Below are 19,336 nucleotides of genomic sequence, written 5' to 3'. Positions count from 1 at the left end.
CCCTCCTTCGACAAGCCTTTCGTTCCCGCGCCGTCTTCCTGCCCGCCGCGGATCGGCGCCCGTGCGAAGCGGGTGCCGTCCAGCCCCCGCGGCCCAGCCCGCCAACAACCGAGCCGGCGACAAGCCGGCCGACAGAGCCCCGGCACAACCGACACCACCGAACTTCGAATACGGAAAGCAGGTCGAGAGGATATGAGTAACACTGATCCGCGGGCACTTATCGCCCGCGAGCCCATGCATCGCCGGCAGATCATCGCCATTGCCGTGGCCACCGCGCTCAATGCGCTGGACGGTTTCGACGTGCTGTCGATCAGCTTCGCCGCGCCGGGCATCTCGAAGGAATGGGGCATAGACCGGGCCGCGCTGGGCCTGGTGCTGTCGATGGAACTGATCGGCATGGGCATCGGCGCGCTGATCCTGGGCGCCATGGCCGATCGCATCGGCCGCCGTCCCACCATCCTGGCCTGCCTCGTGGTCATGGCAAGCGGCATGTTCCTGGCCTCCACCGCGCAGAACCTCACCGTGCTTTCCGCCTTCCGCCTGTTCACCGGGCTCGGCATCGGCGGAATGCTCGCGGCCACCAACGCCATCGTCGCGGAATGTTCGAACGCACGCCGCCGCAACCTCTCGGTGGCGATCATGGCCGGCGGTTATCCGATGGGCGCCATCGTCGGCGGCTCCATCGCGGCCTTCCTGCTCGGCACCACCGGGCGCTGGCAGTCGGTCTTCGAATTCGGCGCGATCATCACCGCCGCCTTCATCCCGCTGGTGCTCTGGCTGGTGCCCGAAACCATCGCCTTCCTGCTGCACAAGCGCCCGGCCGGCGCGCTGGAGAAGATCAACCGCACGATGGTGCGCCAGGGCCGCGCGGCGCTGTCGGAACTGCCCCCGCGCGACGAGGAACCCCGCCGCTTCAGCTTCGGCGAATTCTTCGCCCCCGGCATCGCCAGCGTCACCGTGCTGCTGATCGTCGCCTATTTCGCGCACATGATGACCTTCTACTTCCTGGTGAAGTGGATTCCCAAGATCGTGGTCGACATGGGCTTCCCGCCCGCCTCCGCCGGCGGCGTGCTGGTCTGGGCCAATGTCGGCGGCGCCAGCGGCTCGATCGTGCTCAGCCTGCTGACCCAGAAGATCGGCGTGCGCCCGCTGGTGATCGGCGCGATGATCTGCGGCGCGGCGGCCGTGACGATGTTCGGCCAAGGCTTCACCACGCTGGCCAGCCTTTCGATCATGGCCTGCATCGGCGGCTTCTTCACCAATGCCGCAACGGCGGGTCTCTACGCGGTGATCGCCCAGTCCTTCCCCGCCTCGCTGCGGGCGGGCGGCACCGGCCTGGTGATCGGCGTCGGCCGCGCCGGCGCGGCGCTGGGCCCGATCACCGCCGGGCTGCTGTTCGCGGGCGGTTCGTCGCTGGCGCTGGTGGCCTTCGTGATGGCCTGCGGCACGCTGGTCGGCGGCATCGCGCTGGCCATGGTGCGCTACGGCGAAAACGCGATCGCCTGATCGCGCCATGGGTGCGGCACTTCGGGCCGCGCCCCACAAAAACAGGCTGAACGGAAAAACCGGGCCAAAACGGGAGGCGCGGCGGGAATTCCCGCCGCGACCTCGCCCCCCCGCATGAGGATGAGTCTGAAAATGTTTTGCAATCTTCCGGGTCGCGCCGGTCTGCTCGCCGCCACCGCAGCGCTTTCTCTGGTGCATGTCACGCCCGCCTCGGCGCAGTCCGTCGCGCCCGACAACGACACGAAGGACGCCGCCGGCGGCCCGCAATCCTCCGCCGCGCCGCCCGGCATCCGCCCGGCAAAGTCGCAAGGCGCGCCTGCCGAAGCGGTCCCCGGCGGCCGCAAGGGCCCTCCCGGCGTGCCGCAGGCGATCCGCTGGACCGAGGACTGGTCGAAGCGCCCCGCCGCCGACGCCCCGATCATGGACAGGATCCGCCACATCCCGCTGGGCGACAATGACGACGTCTACCTCTCGCTCGGCGGGGAGGCGCGGGTCTACTATACCGACTGGCACCATTCCGCGCTGGGCCTCAGGGCGAACGACAGCAACAACCCGGTACAGAGCCGGTTGCGGCTGATCGGAGACCTCCACCTCGGCCCGAACCTGCGCGCCTATCTCGAACTGGGCGACAACCGCGAATATGGCGAAAGCTTCGCCACCGGCCCCAACCGCGACAAGCTGGACGTCTACCAGGCCTTCGTCGACGTGACCGTGCCGCTGGGCGATGCCGGCAAGATCACGCTGCGCCCCGGCCGCTTCGAGATGCCGCTGGGCAACGGCAAGCTGGCGGGCGTGCGCGAAGGGCTCAACATGCGCTTCACCTATCAGGGCGTGCGCGCGACCTATATCCTGCCGGGCAAGATCTCGGTCGACGCCTTCGCCACCCGCCCGGTCGAAATCAAGCCGGGCACCCTCGATGACGGGGCGGATTCCTCCAAGGCGTTCCACGGGATCTACGTCAGCGCGCCCAACCGCGTGGCGGGCTTCGGCACCGACGTCTACTGGTACGAGATGACGCGCGACAACGCGACGCTGCGCGAAGGCGTGGGCGCGGACCACCGCACCAACTGGGGCGCGCGCCTGTGGAAACGCAACGCCCGCTTCGATTTCGACCTTGAGGGGACGCTCCAGCGCGGCACGTTCGCGGATCAGGACATCCGCGCCTGGGGCGTGCTGTTCGAAGCCGGCTATACCTGGCCCGGCCTGCCGATGAAGCCCCGCCTGGGCCTGCGCGCCAATGCCTTCAGCGGCGACCATGACCTGAGCGATGGCAAGGCCGGCACTTTCGTGGCCGCCGCCCCCCGCCTGCCGCTGTTCAGCGAGGCGGCGTTCTTCAACTTCTCCAACCTCATGGACCTCTACCCCTCGCTGACCCTGAAGCCGCTGGACAACGTGACCGTCATGGCCGGGCCGGACTTCCTCTGGCGCCAGAGCAAGGCCGACGGCGTCTACATCGGCCCGGCGGGCTCTTCGTTCGCACCTTACGACGGCACCCGCTATGTCGGCACGGCGCTCAACCTCGAAATGTCGTGGCAGGCCACCCGGCGTCTGAGCTTCCGCCTTTACGAAACCTACTTCGCCCCCGGCTCCGCCTTCGAGGAGGCTGGGGCCAGGAAGGGCAACTATTTCGGGGTCATGTCGAACTATCGGTTCTGACATCCGAACACTCTTGCGCGGCGTGCAAGAAGTCACGAAATGGGAGGCCCTCGCCCGCGCGGGGGCCTTTTCCGCTGGAAAGGAACGAATTCTCACGACCTGAAGGCAATTCTGCATGGCGAAGACCCCCGAAACCAGCGCCTCGCGCCACCCCGGTGTCCCATCGTCCGGTTCAAGGTGGCCCGGCTTCGGCGTGCAGGTGCTGCTGGGCATGGTCGTGGGCCTTGCCGCGGGCCTGCTGGTCCGCCAGCTCGGGCCTGACAGCGCCCTGGCCTCGGGCGCGAGCGAGACGTTCCACACCGTGGCGCAGATCTTCATCCAGCTCCTGCGCACGCTGGTTCCGCCGCTGGTGTTCACCGCGATCATCGCCTCGGTCGCCGCGCTGCGCGGGCTCGACAACGCGGTGAAGCTGGTGGGGCAGACCCTGCTGTGGTTCGCGATCACCGCGCTGATCGCCGTGCTCATCGGCATCGCGCTGGGGCTGACCATCCAGCCCGGTCTTCACGCCCATGTCGATGCGGGCGCGGCCCATGCGCCCGCATCGGTCGGCGGCTGGCTCGATTTCCTCAAGGGGCTGGTTCCGGCCAACTACCTCGGCATTACCGCCGCCACCACGCTGGAAGACGGCGCGGCCACTACCGCCGTCTCCTTCAACGTGCTGCAGATCATCATCGCCGCCGTTGCCGTGGGCGCGGCCGCCGTGAAAATCGGCGCGAAGGCGGAGCCGTTCCTGGCCTTCATGACTTCGGCCAACCTCGTGCTGCGCCAGCTGCTGCGCTGGCTGATCGCGCTGACCCCGCTCGGCTCGGCGGCGCTGATCGCCAATGCCGTGGTCAGCTACGGCTGGGACGCGCTTTCCGCGCTCGGCGCCTTTGCGGGCGCGGTCTATATCGGGCTCGCGGTGGTCATGCTGGCGGTCTACCCGCTGCTGCTGCTGCTGCACGGGATCAACCCGCTGCGCTTCTTCTCGGTGGCCTGGCCGGCGATCCAGATCGGTTTCCTCTCGCGCTCGTCCGTCGGCACCATGCCGGTGACCGAGGAAGTGACCGAGCGCCTCGGCGTGCCGCGTTCCTACGCCGCCTTCGCGGTGCCGCTCGGCTCGACCACCAAGATGGACGGCTGCGCGGCGATCTATCCGGCGATCTCGGCGATCTTCGTGGCGCAGTTCTACGGCGTGCCGCTCCAGCTTTCGGACTATGCGCTGATCGTGTTCGTCTCGGTGATCGGCTCTGCGGCCACGGCGGGGCTGACCGGCGCGGTGGTCATGCTGACGCTGACGCTCTCCACGCTCAAGCTCCCGCTCGAGGGCGTGGGGCTGCTGCTGGCGATCGACCCGATCCTCGACATGGGCCGCACCGCCGTCAACGTGGCGGGACAGGCGCTGGTGCCCACCATCGTCGCCCAGCGCCTCGGCATTCGCGGACCGATGCAGACCGGCGACATCGAGGCGCCCCGCGCTAGCGCCGCATGAAGCCCATCCAGCGCAGCAGCAGATAAGTCGCGATGGCCGCGCCGCCCGCGAACAGGGTGGCGTGGATCGTGCCGTAAGGCCCCTGCGCGAAGGGCAACCCGCCGGTGTTCATCCCGAAGATCCCCGTCACGAGCGTGGCCGGCAGCATCAGCGCGGTCACGATCGAGAGGATGTAGAGGTTCTGGTTGGTCCGCTGCGCCTCCTGGATGTCCAGTTCCTCGCGCAGCAGCCGCAACTGCGACTGCACGCCCTGCACGTCCCCGTCGAGCGACTGGATGCGCTGGGCGATCTTCTCCACGCCGGGCAGCAGCGCCTCGGGCAGTTCCTCGTCCTTCTCCAGCCGCTGGAACACCCCGCGCATTCCCGTAAGCAGGCGCTGTATCTGCGCCAGCCGCCGCCGCACGCCGATCAGGTCGCGCGCCTTGGGCGGATCGCGCGCGTCGAGGAACATGTCCTCCACATGCTGCACGTCGGCGCTGAGCGAGCGGGCGATATCGGCGATATTCTCGCTGATCGCGCCCGCCAGCAGTTCCAGCGCCTGCGCCGCCCCGAAGCCGGCGCCGCAGCGCGAGAGCCGGGTCCGCACGATATCGGCCGAACGGATCGGATGAAGCCGCGCCGTCAGCATCAGCCCCGGCGCCAGCGCCATGCGCAGCCCGCCCACGCGCGCCGTATCGGCCACGTCGAAATCCCGTTCGAAATCGTGAAGCACGCAGGCCACCGTGCCGCCGTCGACCAGCGCGCGCTGGTGCGTGTCTGGCGAGAGCAGCAGTTCGCGCACGGCCGGGGGAACCGCTTCGAACCGCTCTATCCAGCTTCGCGTGCGCTGGTGCGCAAGATTGAGATGAAGCCAGCGGAAGCGGCCTTCCGGCGGGCGTTCGCAATCGGCAACGGGGAAGGCGCCTTCGTCCGTCAGGTCCATGCCCCAGATCAGGCCGGGCCCCATGCCGCCATCCGCCAGCGGCGCGCCGGCGCCCTGTGTGGCGGGAAGGAGACGGGGCAGGTCATGGCTCATGGCGGCAGCGCGCGCCCGGAACCCGTCAGAGAACCTGCGAGAACAGCATGTAGAGCCCGCCCGCCATCACGATGGAGACCGGCAGCGTCAGCACCCAGGCCATGAGCAGGTTGCGCACCGTGCTCATCTGGAGGCCCGAACGGTTCGCCGCCATCGTCCCCGCCACGCCGGACGAGAGGACATGGGTGGTGGAGACCGGCAGGCCGAGATGGTCCGCCCCGAAGATCGTGCCCATCGCCACCAGTTCGGCGGCGGCGCCCTGCGCGTAAGTCAGGTGGGTCTTGCCGATCTTCTCCCCCACGGTGACGACGATGCGCTTCCAGCCGACCATCGTGCCCAGCCCCAGCGCGATGGCCACCGCCACCTTGACCCAGGTGGGAATGAAGCGCGTGCCCGCATCGAGCGAGGCCTTGTAGGTCGCCAGGCTTTCTTGCGCCTGCCCGGAAAGCGCGGCGGGCTTCTGCTTGCCCAGCAGCTTGATCGCTTCCGAGGCGAGGTACATGTCGTTGCGGATATTGCTCACCGCCGCCGCCGGCACTTTCGCCAGCGAGCCATAGTCGATGACCTGCCGGTCCACGTCGTGCACCAGCACCGAAAGCGCGGGAAGCGTGGCGGGGGCCAATGTCTTGTCGGCGATATAGGCCGTGACCCGGCTGCGCGCCTGCGCGGGATCGAGCGGGACGCCGGGAGGGGGCGAAGCCTCGTCCAGCGCGGCTCCGGCGGCCAGCGAGCCGGCGTGGAATTCCGCGGTGTAGCGTTCGGGCACGGCGCGGTTCAGCGCATAGGCGGTGGGCACCGTGCCGATCAGGATCAGCATGATGAGCCCCATGCCCTTCTGCCCGTCGTTCGAACCATGCGCGAAGCTGACGCCGGTGCAGGTGAAGATCAGCAGCGCCCTGATCCACCACGGCGGCGGCAGGCCGTCCTTCGGCTCCTCGTAGAGTTCCTTCTTGCGGACCAGCACTTTCATCGCGGCGAACAGCAGCGCGGCAAGGCCGAAGCCGATCAGCGGCGAGAACAGCAGGGCCTGGCCGATCTCGGCCGCCTTGCCCCAGTCCACGCCCGCGGTGCCGCTCTTGCCGTGCATCAGCGCATTGGCCACGCCCACGCCGATGATCGAGCCGATCAGGGTGTGCGAACTGGACGAGGGAATGCCCAGCCACCAGGTGGCGAGGTTCCACAGGATCGCCGCCAGCAGCAGCGCGAAGACCATGGCGAAGCCCGCGCTCGATCCCACTTGCAGGATCAGTTCGACCGGCAGCAGCGAAACGATGCCGAAGGCCACGGCGCCGGTGGAAACCAGCACGCCGAGGAAGTTGAAGAAGCCCGACCAGACCACCGCGACGTTCGCGGGCATGGCATTGGTGTAGATCACCGTGGCCACGGCATTGGCGGTATCGTGGAAACCGTTCACGAATTCGAAGCCGAGCGCGATCAGCAGGGCGATGAACAGCAGGATGAACGGCAGGTAGGTGGTGGGCTCCACGCCCACGGCGGCGGCATCGGAATAGACGCTGAAGGCCACATAGACGAGCGCGGCCACGATTGCCGCGCCGAACCCGATCCGGCCGGCGGCGCCAAGGCCCTTTTCAAGGTCGGGCCGGGTTCCGGCCGTGTCGATCGGCCTGGGCGCAAGGGTCGCGTTCATCGTTTCGCCTCGAATGGGGAGACGAAAGCCTTACGTCGGTTTCATGACATTTATGCTGCGCCGCCGCCCGGGCCGGAAGCAGGCTCCAGGCCGGAAGCAGGCTCCACTGGCCGCAGCGCGCCGCCTGCCGCGGATGCGGCGCGGACGGCATCCATGACCCGCATCGCCGCCAGCCCGTCGCGGAATGTCGGGATCGCCACCGGCCCCTCGCCGCCCGCACCCTCGATCCTGGCGCGCAGGGCCTCGCAGAGCCGGATGAAGGGTGCCAGCTCGAAGCCGGGCGCTGCGGGCAGCACGAGATCGTCCGGAACCGGCAGCTCGCGCGTGCCCGTGCGGTCCGCCAGCAGGACCTTGCCGCTTTCGATCCACACGGTTCCCCGCGTGCCCGCGCAGCGCAGCAGGCTGGCGGGCGCGCCCCAGGCCCCGGCGCTCTGCTGCATCGATCCCTCGGCCCCGCTCGCCAGACGGAAGCGCAGCGAATAGCTGTCGTTGGCGCCGTGCTCGCGGTCCGATACGGTCAGCAGGCGGGCCGACACGCTCTCGAACTCGCCCAGCCATGTCCTCACCTGGTCTATCAGGTGCGAACCGCCCGCGCCCAGCCAGCCGCCGCCCGATGCCGTGTCGAACCACCATCCGGGCAGCCGCGCGCCGGGATCGGCGCAGAAGGGGATGAACTGGTCCATCGCCAGGAAGCGCGGGGTGCCGATCAGCCCCTCGGCAATGGCGCGGCCCAGCAGCGCGCGTTCGGGCAACCAGCGGAATTCGTGCGCGATCATGTGAACGATACCCGCCCGCTCCGCCGCATCGAGCAGCGCCGCGCCCTCTGCCGCGTCCATCGCGAAAGGCTTCTCGCAAAGCACGTGGCAGCCGCGCGCCATGGCCGCGAAGGCCAGCGGCGCATGGCTGGCGGGCGGCGCGGCGATCGTGACGAGGTGCGCGCCGGTCCGCTCGATGGCGGCGCCGAGATCGGTGAAGAAGGCCGGGACGCCCGCCTCCGCCGCCTTGCGCTCCAGCCGTTCGGGCCGGGTGCCGACAAGCGCGGCCACCGCGAACCCGGCGGCGCGCAAAGCCGGAACATGGACCCGGCGGCCGAAGCCGGTGCCCACGACGATCGCGGTCGGTTTCTCCATGTCGTTTCTCCTCAAAAGACGTCGTTGCAGCGGACGTGGACCTTGGTTTCGTCATTCGGCCCGCGCAGCGCCTCCAGCATCGCCGGGAGATCGGCCAGCGCGATATCGCGCGTCACGATCGTGGCGGGATCGACGTGGCCCTTGTCCATCCGGTCGGCGATGTAGAGGAACTCCTTCATCGAATAGCCCACCGCGAACCGCAGCGAGACGCACTTGTACGCGGCAATGGCGGGAATCACCGGATCGGGCGCGGTGCAGAACCCCAGCGAGACCACCCGCCCGAACGGCCCTGCATGACGGATCGCGCGGCCCAGCATTCCTTCCGCGCCCACGCATTCGAATATCACGCGCGGCGATCCGCCCAGCGCCTCGATGACTTCGCCCACCTCGTCCGCGCCATAGGCCACGAAAGCGTCCGCTCCCATCGCCAGCGAAAGCTCCCGGCGCCGCGCCGAACGCGACATGGCAACGATGCGCCCCGCCCCCAGCCGCCGCGCCCAGTAGATCGCGTAAAGCGCCACCGTGCCGCCACCCAGCACCAGCACCGTGTCTCCCGGCTCGATATTCGCGAACCGCGCGCCGTAGAGGCTGATCGCCAGCGGCTCGATCAGGGCGCCGTCCGTCATCGACAGGGTGGCGGGCAACCGCGTCGCCACGGCGGCGGGCACGCTGGCGAACTGCGCGAAGCCCATCATCGCATTGCCCTCGCCCGACCGGCACAGCACATTGTTGCCATGGGCCTGGCAGGTCTCGCACGATCCGCAGGCGACCGAGGGCAGCACCGCGATCCGGTCTCCCACCCGCCAGCCATCGACATCGCGGCCCAGCTCGACGATCTCGCCCGCATATTCGTGGCCGAAGCGCGCGTTCGGGCCATAGTCCCACGCGCCGCCCCTGGTCATCGACAGGTCGGTGCCGCAAATGCCGCAGCGGTGGACGCGGATCAAGACCTCGCCCGGCGCGGGGCGCGGCTCGGGCACGTCCTCGATGACCACGGGCTGCCCGCCGCCCGGATAGACCGCCGCCTTCATGCCGCCTTCTCCAGCAGGTCGTAACGCGTCACATAGTCGCCGAAAGGCGCGCGCGCCTGCTGCTCGGTCATGCCGTAGTCGGCGATGTCGTAGCGATGGGCGCCGTGCTGCAATTCGGGCTTCTGCGCGATACGGCGGGCGAAGGCGGCGCGGGTTTCATCGGGAATGTCCATGCCGATGAAACCGTAGATCCGCTCCATCACCGCCATCGGCCGATTGTGGAAATCGAGATGCGCGATGTCGAGCACCTGCCCCGGACGGCGCGTCTTCACGGCATCCGCCTTGCGCAGCGCGGCGGCCCACTTCGCCACCTCCCGCGCGAGCATGATCGGCCCGCGTTGGTCCGCGCGGCCCTGTTCGAGCACCGGGTGCATACCCATCAGCAGCGAAACCAGCGAAGGCACCGCCTTTGCCGGATCGCGGTGCGTCTGGATCACCCTGGCATCGGGAAACACCGCGAAGAGCAGGTCGAGGTTGTCGATATGGCCGGGGTTCTTGAGCAGCCAGCGGCGGCCCGGATCGTTCATGCCGATCAGCTGCACGCAGCGGCGATAGTGCGCATAGGCCGCATCCTCGCGCTGGCACTGCCACCAGGCGTCGTAGCTCGCCGCGGACCAGCCGCAGGTCCACAGGTTCGAGACGAACGACTGGCGCAGCAACATGCAGCATTCGTGAACTTCCTCGGCCGCCACATGGTGCGCGGCGCGGCGCTGCGGGGCGGCGGCATAGCGCGCCTCGATCACCGCCATGGCCTTGCGATATTCGGGATAGTCCTGCCAGCGATCCACCGGAGGTCGCGGCATCGGCGCGTCGAGCAGCCAGGTCTCCAGCCCCTGGAAGCGCGGGTCCACCGCCATCAGGCGGTGCAGCGCCGTGGTCCCCGTGCGCGGCACCCCGGTGATGACCACCGGCGCCGGCACCGGCACGGCATCGAACCCGGGATTGTCCTTCATTGCCCGGATCGCGCCCGCCCGGCTGCGCAGCACGCCCAGCACCTGCCCCCAGGCCGCGCGCCGCCCCGTTTCGGTGAACTGCGGATCGTAGTCCATCGAATGCAGCAGCACGCCAAGGCCGGGGAGATAATCGTCCGGGCCGAAATCGTCATGCCCCAGCTCCCCCGCGACGATCTCGTGCGCGCGGTCGAAGGCGGTGCGGAACCGGTCTGGCGGATCGTAACCGAGATCCATGGCCTAAACTCTCCCTGTTGGATTTATCGTTCACCAGCGCCGGCGCCGCTGGCAGGCTCTTACGCGCTGCCGCAGTTCCTCGGCCCGTTCCTGCGGCGTGACCACGGGCGTATCGGCGGGCAGGTGATCGCGCAGCTCTGCCAGCTTGACCCGCCTGATCGTCGGCACCGGCGCGCTGTCGCAGTCGTACCAGCGGCCATAGATGCCGCCCTCGGTATAGCCTGCCGGATCGAGCCAGTTCGGCACGCCGGGGTCCTCCAGCGCGATCACCGCGCGGTAGCGGCCGTCGCTGGAAAGGCGGGCGTAGTGGCCGTTGGAACTGGATATGCGGTAGACATATTCCAGCGCGTTGAAGCAGGGATCGTTGAGCTGGATGTTCCAGTACGGCGCGTGCGCGGGAACCTCCGTCTCGATCACCAGCGCCTCGTCCGGGTCGAACCGGAAGCAGGCGGGCCAGTAGACCTGCTTGGCCAGCGCCCCGGCCATGCGCACCGGCTCGAACACGTTGAAGCCCACGCGCTCCTTCACCCCGTTCTGCATGGGATAGTAGAGACGGGTCTTGCGGCCGGGAAACTTCGCCATTTCGCCGATGCGGTGCAGGATCTCCTCCGGCGAGAGGCGCGGTTTGGGCGGAACCGGGTCGAGACATTCGATGGAGAGGTGCGGGTCGATCTCGTTCAGCCAGTCGTAGCTGCGGAACCGCAAGTAGAGATACCCCGCCTCCGGATCGATCCGCGCCCACTTGCCTTCATATCCGGCGGGACGTTCGGCGCTGAAGATCACCGAGAAATCCTCGCCCGGCGCAAGGCCGAGGTCGATGTCGTCCACCTCGTTGTGCCCGTTGGGGCGCGGCATCACGTCCACCGAGCCGGACTGCACCTTCTGGCTGGTGAAAGAGAGGATCCGGCAGGTCCCGCGATTGCCCGAGACGCGGTAGGTCAGGTCGCCCCGGATCGGCGACTGCACGTAGATGTCGTCCGGGTTGGGCTGGAGCGTGTAGACCGGGTTCCACAGCGGAGCCCAGTCCGGGTGTTCCGGCGTGGCGTGGAAATAGGCGAAATAGGCGTAGGAGAGGCTGGTCATCGTCTGGCGATAGACGTCGGCGCGATAGGCGGGATCGTCGGGCCGCCAGGTGTCCTGGAGATTGGCGACCGCGCTTTCCAGCCCGGTCAGATAGGCAAGGATGCTCGGCTCGATCTCCATGACGCTGGCCTCTCCGCCGGTTTCGCGACCGGCATATTTAGATAGTGATTGCTATCTATATTCGTGCAGGACCGCCTCGCAAGACATTCGGGGCGGCAACGCCTCCGCCAACGCCGGGGCGATGGGTCGTCAGTGCGAACTTGTCCGACGTAGATAGCGGATACTATCACGAATGCCCTTCACGGAGTTCACGATGACGCTCTCGCTTGCGCGGCCTGCCGGAACGCTTGCCCCCGGATCGGGGCTGCTCCTCGCCGAGCATTTCCAGATGGCCTATGCCACCAACGACATCGCCGCCGCGCGGGACCTGTTCTCGCGCCGCCTCGGCATCCGGGAGTTTTGCGTGCTGGAAGGGCAGCTTGCGGCAGGGGGCTGGATCAGGGCCGAACTCGCCTGGCACGGGACGGTGATGTACGAACTGATCGAGGCTTCCGGCCCCGGCTCCGAAATCTACATGAGCCGCCAGCCGCCGGGCGAAGGCCCCCGCCTCTGGCACCACCACCTCGGCTTCCTGATCCATGACGAGGCCCAGTGGCAGGGCGTGCGGCATGGCGCGCAGGGCAATGGCTGGGCCATGCCTTACGAAAGCCGCAACCCGCTGCTCCAAGCCTGCTTCGTGGACGTGCCGGAACTGGGGCATTATCTCGAATATCTCTATCCGGGCGAAGCGGGGCTGGCGTTTTTCGCCTCGGTGCCGAGGAATTGAGAGCATACCGGCGCTACCGGCCGTTTGGACAAACCCGCGCCGTCCCCTAAACGGGCCGGCGCCGGGATATCGCGGCCATCGATGGAGCGGAAGTGGACGAAGCGACGAAACCCGCGCGCCGCAAGCGGCGCAGTTCGCAGGAAGTGACCCGCCGCCTGCTCGAAGCGGCGGAAGAGGAGTTCCGCCGCTGCGGCTATGCCGGGGCGACGACGGCGGCGATCGCCCGACGCGCCGAAAGCACCGAGGCGCAGCTGTTCCGCACGTTCCCCTCGAAGGCCGCGCTGTTCCAGGAAGCCGTGTTCGCCCCGCTGGACCGCCATCTGGAGCGCTTCAATGCCGAGCATTCGATCACGGATTCCAGCCCCGACGCAGGCGGGCCCGGCGAAGCCGCGCGGCGGGAGAATGCGCGGCTTTACGTTTCGGAGCTGGGGCGTTTTCTCAAGGATCATGCCCCGCTGCTGATGGCGGCGCTGACGGCCGGGACATATGGCGAGGATCAGGGTGCAAGCGCGCGGGCGATCGACAGCCTCAACGCCTACTTCGAACGCGGCGCGGCCACGCGCGCACATCGCGTGCGCCGCCGGAACGAGGCGGGAGAAGGCGCGAAGTCGCAGGATGACGGCGCGCAGGATGGCGGAACGCAGCCGGTCGTCGATCCGCGGCTGATGGTGCGGGTGTCCTTCGCGGCGGTGCTGGGCAACGTCCTGTTCCGCGACATGCTGTTCCCCGCCGGTCTGGCAGGCGATGACGAGATCGACGCGGCGATGCTCGACTTCATGCTGCACGGCACCGGTTCCGATTCCGGCTGAACCTGCCGCCGCCTCACCCAGTGCCTATCCGCCCGCCGGGCGCGCGTCGGCAGCGGTGGGCGCGAGGAGTTCGTGGACCTTGCCCACCAGCGCGGCGATCTCGAACGGCTTGGTCATGATCGCCGAAAGGCTTTCGAGCTGGCCGTTGGAGGCGACGACGTTCTCGGCATAGCCGGTGATGAACAGCACCTTGAGATCGGGCCGCTGCACCCGCGCCATATCCACCACCTCGCGCCCGGTCATGCCGTGCGGCAAGCCGACATCGGTGACCACCAGGTCTATGCGCGGCGCGGCCTCCAGTATGCCCAGCGCCGAGCGGCCGTCACCCGCTTCGAGCACGACGAAACCGGCTTCCTCCAGCACTTCGACCACGAGCATGCGGATCATCGGCTCGTCGTCCACCACGAGGATGACCTGCCCTTCGCCGGCGGCGTCGGGCGCGCCGTCCTCTGCCGGGGAAACCTCGGGCGCCGCCGCAACGCCGTGACGGGGAAGAACGATCGACATCCTGGTGCCTTTCCCGGGCTCGCTGTCGATGACCACCTGCCCGGCGGACTGGCGCACGAAGCCGTAGATCATCGAGAGGCCAAGGCCGGTGCCCTGCCCGAAGGGTTTGGTGGTGAAGAAAGGATCGAATGCCCGCGAAGCGACTTCGGCGGACATGCCGGTGCCGGTATCGGAAACATCGAGAACCACGTAATCGCCCGGCGCCAGGCCGAGCCGGCGGGCATCGTGTCCCTCAATGGTCCGTCCCTGCGTGGCGATCGTCAGCGTGCCGCCGTCCGGCATGGCATCGCGCGCGTTGATGCAGAGGTTGAGCAGCGCGTTCTCAAGCTGGTTGCGATCGATCAGCACCGGCCACCCCGTGGAGCCGCGCACCTCGACCCGGATCGCCGGTCCCATCGTGCGGCGCACCAGTTCCTCCAGGTCGGCGACGAGACGGTCCACCCCGGTCGGCTGCGGGTCCAGCGTCTGCTGCCGCGAGAACGCCAGCAGCCTGTGCGTCAGCGACGCCGCGCGCTTCACTGCGCCTTCGGCTGCGTCGAAATAGCGCTCCAGATCGTCATGTCGCCCCTGCCGGACGCGCAGCCACAGCATTTCGAGGCTGCCTCCCAGCCCGGTCAGCAGGTTGTTGAAATCGTGCGCCAGGCCGCCGGTAAGCTGGCCCACCGCCTCCATCTTCTGCGCCTGCCGCAGCGCCGCTTCCACTTCCAGCAGCTTGCGGGTGCGGTCCTCCACCCGGCGTTCGAGCGTCTCGTTCAGTTCGCGCAAGGCATCCGCACTCAGGCGCAGGTCCGCCTCCACCGAGACGCGTTCGACATGGACCCATGACCGCTCGGTCACTTCGGCGATGATCTCCAGGTCGTAGTCGCTCCAGACGCGCGGCGCCTTGTCGTGGATCGCCATGAGCGCGGTGAGGCGGCCGGACTTGACCAGCGGCATGCAGATCGTGGCGGCAATGCCGATGTCCTGGAAGGTGCGGGCCTCGTGACTGGGAAGTTCGCGGGCATTGTCGTTGACGATAAGCGGGCGGTTGGCCCGCAGTTCGCGCACCGCAAGGCTGCCGAAATCGGCGAGGCTGTAGTGCCCCAGGATCGAGGGTACGCCCGGCGCGTGCCAGTCTCCCCGGATGGTGAAGCCGTCCTGGTCCTCGTCCATGTCGGCATAGGCGCAGTTCGACAGGCCGAGATGCTCCCCGGTCATCCGGGTGGTGACGGCCAGCACGTCGTCGGCGTCCCGGCAGTTGATGGTCGCCTGGCCGAGCGCGTCGAGGAAGGCGAGCTTCTCCGCCGTGCGCCGCAGTTTCCTGCGCGCGTGATGCGCCTCGGTGCATTCGTGCAGCACCGCAAGCACCCCCACCGGGGCGCCAGCATCGTCACGGACCGGGGAATAGTCGATATCGAGGAAGGCCGGTTCGGGGCACCCGCTGCGCTCGAACAGGAATTCCTGGTCGGCGAAGCTGCGCGATCCGCCCATGAGCACATCGGCAATGATCCCGCGGTTGAAGTCCGCCACTTCCGGCCAGCTTTCCAGCACGCTGGAGCCCAGCGACATCGGATGGCGCCCGGCGGCGATGGGGATGTAGGGATCGTTGTAGATCATCGTCCCGCGCTCCCCCATGAGCAGCGCCATCGGCACCTTCGCCGAAAGAACCAGATCGACCACGGCCTTCAGCCCCGCCGGCCACGCCTCCAGCGGACCAAGCGGCGTCGCGGCCCAATCGTGGTTCCTGACAAGACCGGAAAGTTCGCCGGCGCCCCCTGGAAAATTCAAGTCCACCACCCTCTTCGCAAGCGAGAATTGCTTGACGCCAACGTCAACTCCCGGCCGCGCGCGATGTTCCCGCAGCGGCGGATGCGAACGTGAACAAGATGCTCTTGCTATCCGTTCGCATCCGCCGCAATCGAGCACACCGGATGTTCCGAAGGCCGGATTCCACGGGCCGATACAACAGGGCGCACGCATGCCATCGACGATTACGACCTCCGGCCTGAAGGCTCGCTTCCGGCTCGATCCCGGCACGACCTTCGGCCTCGCCGTCGCCATCCTGTTCTTCGTGGTCAGCGGAACTTTCGCCTATTTCAACGTGACGGTGCTGCGCGACGATGCGCGGCGGATCGTCCATTCCCATTCGGTGATCGTGGCGCTGGACGAACTGCTGTCCTCGCTTCAGGATGCGGAAACCGGCCAGCGCGGCTATCTGCTCACCGGTAGCGACAAGTATCTCGACCCTTACAATGCAGCGCTGGCGGACGTGGATGCGCGGGTTGCGAAGATCGCCTCGCTGACTGAGGACAACGACGAGCAGCAGGCCCGCATCGCGCCCCTGCGCCGCCATATCGACGCCAAGCTTTCCGAGCTGAAGGAGACCATCGCGGCGCGCAAGGCCGGGAACATGGTGGGCGCGCTCGCCATCGTCGCCACCGATCGCGGCAAGCTGGAAATGGACGCGGTTCGCGCGCAGCTTGCCGACATGCAGCAGGAAGAGGCGCGGCTGCGCCAGACCCGGCTCGCGGAAATGGAGCAGGCCTACCGGTCCGCATGGATCAGCGGCGTGCTGTCCTGCTGCCTCGGCATCGCGCTGACGCTGACCGTCGGCTTCCTGATCCGCAAGGCGGCGGCAGCGGCCGAGCAGCGTGCGTGGCTGCAATCCGGGCAGGTCGGCCTTGCCAGCGCCGTGATCGGGGACCAGCCGGCGGAGCAGCTGGGCGAGAGCATCCTGGCCTTCCTTACCCGGTTCGCGGGCGCCCAGGCCGGCGCCGTCTTCGCGGGGGAACGCGGCCATTACCGCCGCGTCGCCGCTTACGGTGTTCCCGCAGGCGCCGGGATCGTCGAGCGTTTCTCCCACCGCGAAGGGCTGCTCGGCCAGGTCGCGGCGGACGGCGAACCCGTGCTGCTGTCGGACATTCCGGACGGCTACCTGACCATCGGCTCGACATTCGGCAGCGACAAGCCCCGCCATCTCGTCATCGCCCCCGCCATAGCCGAAAATGTCGTCCACGGCGTGATCGAACTGGGCTTCCTGCATCCCGTCGGCCCCGAGATCATGGCCTTCCTGGCGGAGATTTCCGCGTCGGTGGGGATCGCCCTGCGCTCTGCCCGCTACCGTGCCGACCTTCAGCACCATGCCGAGGAACTGCAGGTCCAGAGCGAGGAACTGCGCTCCTCCAACGAGGAACTGGAAGAACAGGGCCGCAATCTCAAGGAATCGCAAGGGCGGCTGGAACTGCAGCAGGCAGAGCTGGAACAGACCAATTCGCAGCTTGAGGAACAGGCGCAGCTCCTGGAGGTCCAGCGCGACGATCTCGCCCGTTCCAACGCCGCGGTCGAGGCCAAGGCCCGCGAACTGGAGCAGACGAGCCGCTACAAGTCGGACTTCCTTGCGAACATGAGCCACGAACTGCGCACGCCGCTCAATTCGCTGCTGATCCTCTCCAAGCTGCTGGGCGACAATCCGCGCGCCAACCTTTCCGACGAACAGGTCCAGTACGCGCGCACCATCCAGTCCTCCGGCAACGACCTGCTGGCGCTCATCAACGACATCCTCGACTTGTCCAAGATCGAGGCCGGGCATCTCGAGGTCAGGCCGGAAACCGTTCTGGTCGAGCGTCTGGCCAGCGACATGCGGCAGGTGTTCCAGCCGGTCGCCGCCGATCGCGGGCTCGATTTCGAGATCCACGTCGCGCCCGGCTGCCCGGCCACGCTCGATACCGACCGCCAGCGGCTGGAGCAGATCCTCAAGAACCTGCTGTCCAACGCCTTCAAGTTCACCGAAAGCGGCAGCGTCAGGCTCGCCATCGAGCCGGAAGCCGCCGGAGCGGACGGCAAGGCGCGCATCCTGCTTTCGGTGACAGACAGCGGCATCGGCATTCCCGAAAGCCAGCAGCAGGCGATCTTCGAGGCGTTCCGCCAGGCGGACGGCACGGTGAACCGCAAGTACGGCGGCACCGGGCTCGGCCTTTCCATCTCCCGCGAACTGGCCCGCCTGCTGGGCGGCGGCATCTCGCTGTCCTCCACGCCCGGCCGGGGCAGCCGCTTCGCCCTGTCGCTGCCGCTCGCCTACGACGCGGCGCTGGCCGGACCGCAGGTTCAGGCCCCGGTTCAGGCCCCGGTTCAGGCCCGCGTTCAGGCGCAGGTTCAGATGGGCGGGCATTCCGATCTTCCCGCCCGCCTGCTTCCGCTGGCCCCGCATGGCGGCAGTCAGCCCGCCCCGGCCAGCCCGGTCCAGCAGATAGAGGACGACCGCGACCGGCTGGTGAGCAACCAGCGCATCCTGCTGGTGGTGGAAGACGATGCCGCCTTCGCCGGGATCGTGCGGGACCTGTCGCGCGAAATGGGCTTCCAGTGCCTCGTCAGCGGCACCGCCGCCGAAGCGCTGAAGCTGGCGCGAACCTTCAGGCCCAGCGCGGTCGTGCTGGACATCGGCCTGCCCGACCAGTCCGGCCTCGCCCTGCTAGACCACCTGAAGCGCGATGTGGAGACGCGGCACATCCCGGTCCACGTCGTGTCCGGCAGCGATCATACCCAGACCGCGCTCACGCTTGGCGCGGTCGGCTATCTCGTCAAGCCGGTGAAGCGCGAGGAACTGGCCGGCGTGCTCGAAGCGCTCGCCGCCCGGCTGGCCTCGGCCACGCGCCGCATCCTCATCGTCGAGGACGATCCGGTCCAGCGCGAGGCGATGGGCCGCCTGCTGGCCTCCGGCGATGTCGAGACCGTGGGCGCTGCCACCGGCGCCGAATGCCTCGAACTGCTGCGGGACCAGACTTTCGACTGCATGGTGCTGGACCTTGCCCTGCCCGATGCCAGCGGCTTCACACTGCTGGAAACGCTGTCCCGGGAGGGGACCTATGCCTTCCCGCCGGTGATCGTCTATACCGGCCACGATCTTTCGGCGGACGACGAGCAGCGCCTGCGCCGCTATTCGGACTCGATCATCATCAAGGGCGCCCGCTCGCCCGAGCGCCTGCTCGACGAGGTATCCCTGTTCCTGCACCAGGTCGTGACCGAGCTGCCCGAGGAGCAGCAGTCGATGATCCGGCAGGCGCGCAACCGCGACGCGATCCTCGAAGGCCGCCGCATCCTCGTGGTCGAGGACGACGTGCGCAACATCTACTCGCTGACGCATATCCTCGAACCGCAGGGGGCGGTGATCGAGATCGCCCGCAACGGACAGGAAGCCATCGATGCGCTGGCCCGCGCCGGGGACGACGCCGCCCGCCGGATCGATCTGGTGCTGATGGACGTGATGATGCCGGTGATGGACGGCCTCACCGCCACCCGCGAAATCCGCAAGGACGGGCGCTGGGCGAAGCTGCCGATCATCACCCTCACCGCCAAGGCCATGCCGGACGACCAGGAACGCTGCATCGCCGCCGGTGCGAACGACTACATGGCCAAGCCGCTGGACGTGGACAAACTGCTCTCGCTGGTCCGCGTCTGGATGCCGCGCTGAGCCCGGTGGACACGGATCGCG

Annotated in this window: 13 protein-coding genes; 6 read left to right on the top strand and 7 right to left on the bottom strand. The window is 68.2% G+C overall.

The genetic code is table 11. From position 1 onward, the window contains the following. Nucleotides 1-192 precede the first annotated feature (192 nt). The 3 genes from ACLIMP_RS17140 (at nucleotide 193) to ACLIMP_RS17130 (ending at nucleotide 4,633) form a co-directional block, all read left to right on the top strand. A complete protein-coding gene (locus ACLIMP_RS17140; protein WP_443478634.1) occupies nucleotides 193-1,506 on the top strand; it encodes an MFS transporter in 1,314 nt (437 codons plus the stop codon). A gap of 132 nt (nucleotides 1,507-1,638) precedes the next feature. Beyond that, a complete protein-coding gene (locus ACLIMP_RS17135; RefSeq protein ID WP_443478633.1) occupies nucleotides 1,639-3,162 on the top strand; it encodes an alginate export family protein in 1,524 nt (507 codons plus the stop codon). A 115-nt stretch (nucleotides 3,163-3,277) separates the two neighbouring features. After that, nucleotides 3,278-4,633 (top strand): dicarboxylate/amino acid:cation symporter, encoded by a 1,356-nt coding sequence (locus tag ACLIMP_RS17130; RefSeq protein ID WP_054438622.1) that lies wholly within the window; start codon nucleotides 3,278-3,280, stop codon nucleotides 4,631-4,633. Here ACLIMP_RS17130 and ACLIMP_RS17125 read toward each other — a convergent pair. Genes ACLIMP_RS17125 through ACLIMP_RS17100 form a run of 6 tightly spaced genes read right to left on the bottom strand, consistent with a single transcriptional unit; the run spans nucleotide 4,620 to nucleotide 11,847 of the window. Next, the gene (locus ACLIMP_RS17125; protein WP_443478632.1) at nucleotides 4,620-5,648 is read right to left on the bottom strand and encodes a transporter; all 1,029 of its coding nucleotides are present in this window, start codon (nucleotides 5,646-5,648) and stop codon (nucleotides 4,620-4,622) included. The genes ACLIMP_RS17130 and ACLIMP_RS17125 overlap by 14 nt on opposite strands. 25 nt (nucleotides 5,649-5,673) lie before the next feature. Beyond that, entirely contained in the window at nucleotides 5,674-7,296 is a 1,623-nt protein-coding gene (locus ACLIMP_RS17120) for an inorganic phosphate transporter (RefSeq protein ID WP_443478631.1), read from the bottom strand. 50 nt (nucleotides 7,297-7,346) lie between these two features. Then, nucleotides 7,347-8,426, bottom strand: a complete 1,080-nt coding sequence (locus tag ACLIMP_RS17115) for a Gfo/Idh/MocA family protein (RefSeq protein ID WP_443478630.1) — start codon at nucleotides 8,424-8,426, stop codon at nucleotides 7,347-7,349. An 11-nt stretch (nucleotides 8,427-8,437) separates the two neighbouring features. Next, nucleotides 8,438-9,457 (bottom strand): alcohol dehydrogenase catalytic domain-containing protein, encoded by a 1,020-nt coding sequence (locus ACLIMP_RS17110; protein WP_132469669.1) that lies wholly within the window; start codon nucleotides 9,455-9,457, stop codon nucleotides 8,438-8,440. Continuing rightward, entirely contained in the window at nucleotides 9,454-10,644 is a 1,191-nt protein-coding gene (locus ACLIMP_RS17105; RefSeq protein ID WP_443478629.1) for a sulfotransferase family protein, read from the bottom strand. Before ACLIMP_RS17105 ends, ACLIMP_RS17110 begins: the two co-directional genes overlap by 4 nt. 30 nt (nucleotides 10,645-10,674) lie before the next feature. Then, complete coding sequence (locus ACLIMP_RS17100; protein ID WP_054438624.1) at nucleotides 10,675-11,847, bottom strand: hypothetical protein; 1,173 nt, start codon at nucleotides 11,845-11,847, stop codon at nucleotides 10,675-10,677. Between the two features lie 172 nt (nucleotides 11,848-12,019). Between ACLIMP_RS17100 and ACLIMP_RS17095 the strand changes: the two genes are divergently transcribed. After that, a complete protein-coding gene (locus ACLIMP_RS17095; protein ID WP_443478628.1) occupies nucleotides 12,020-12,553 on the top strand; it encodes a hypothetical protein in 534 nt (177 codons plus the stop codon). A 92-nt stretch (nucleotides 12,554-12,645) separates the two neighbouring features. Further along, complete coding sequence (locus ACLIMP_RS17090; RefSeq protein WP_185999093.1) at nucleotides 12,646-13,362, top strand: TetR/AcrR family transcriptional regulator; 717 nt, start codon at nucleotides 12,646-12,648, stop codon at nucleotides 13,360-13,362. A 24-nt stretch (nucleotides 13,363-13,386) separates the two neighbouring features. On the opposite strand, the gene ACLIMP_RS17085 is transcribed toward ACLIMP_RS17090, so the two are convergent. Continuing rightward, nucleotides 13,387-15,636 (bottom strand): response regulator, encoded by a 2,250-nt coding sequence (locus ACLIMP_RS17085; RefSeq protein WP_443478627.1) that lies wholly within the window; start codon nucleotides 15,634-15,636, stop codon nucleotides 13,387-13,389. Nucleotides 15,637-15,826: 190 nt separating this feature from the next. Between ACLIMP_RS17085 and ACLIMP_RS17080 the strand changes: the two genes are divergently transcribed. Further along, nucleotides 15,827-19,315, top strand: a complete 3,489-nt coding sequence (locus tag ACLIMP_RS17080) for a response regulator (RefSeq protein ID WP_443478626.1) — start codon at nucleotides 15,827-15,829, stop codon at nucleotides 19,313-19,315. The last annotated feature ends 21 nt before the right edge of the window (nucleotides 19,316-19,336 follow it).

The organism is Novosphingobium aeonii (assembly GCF_052279045.1).
Classification (GTDB): Bacteria; Pseudomonadota; Alphaproteobacteria; order Sphingomonadales; family Sphingomonadaceae; genus Novosphingobium.
Note: the sequence above shows the minus strand (reverse complement) of the source record. Positions and strands in the feature narration are given on the sequence as shown.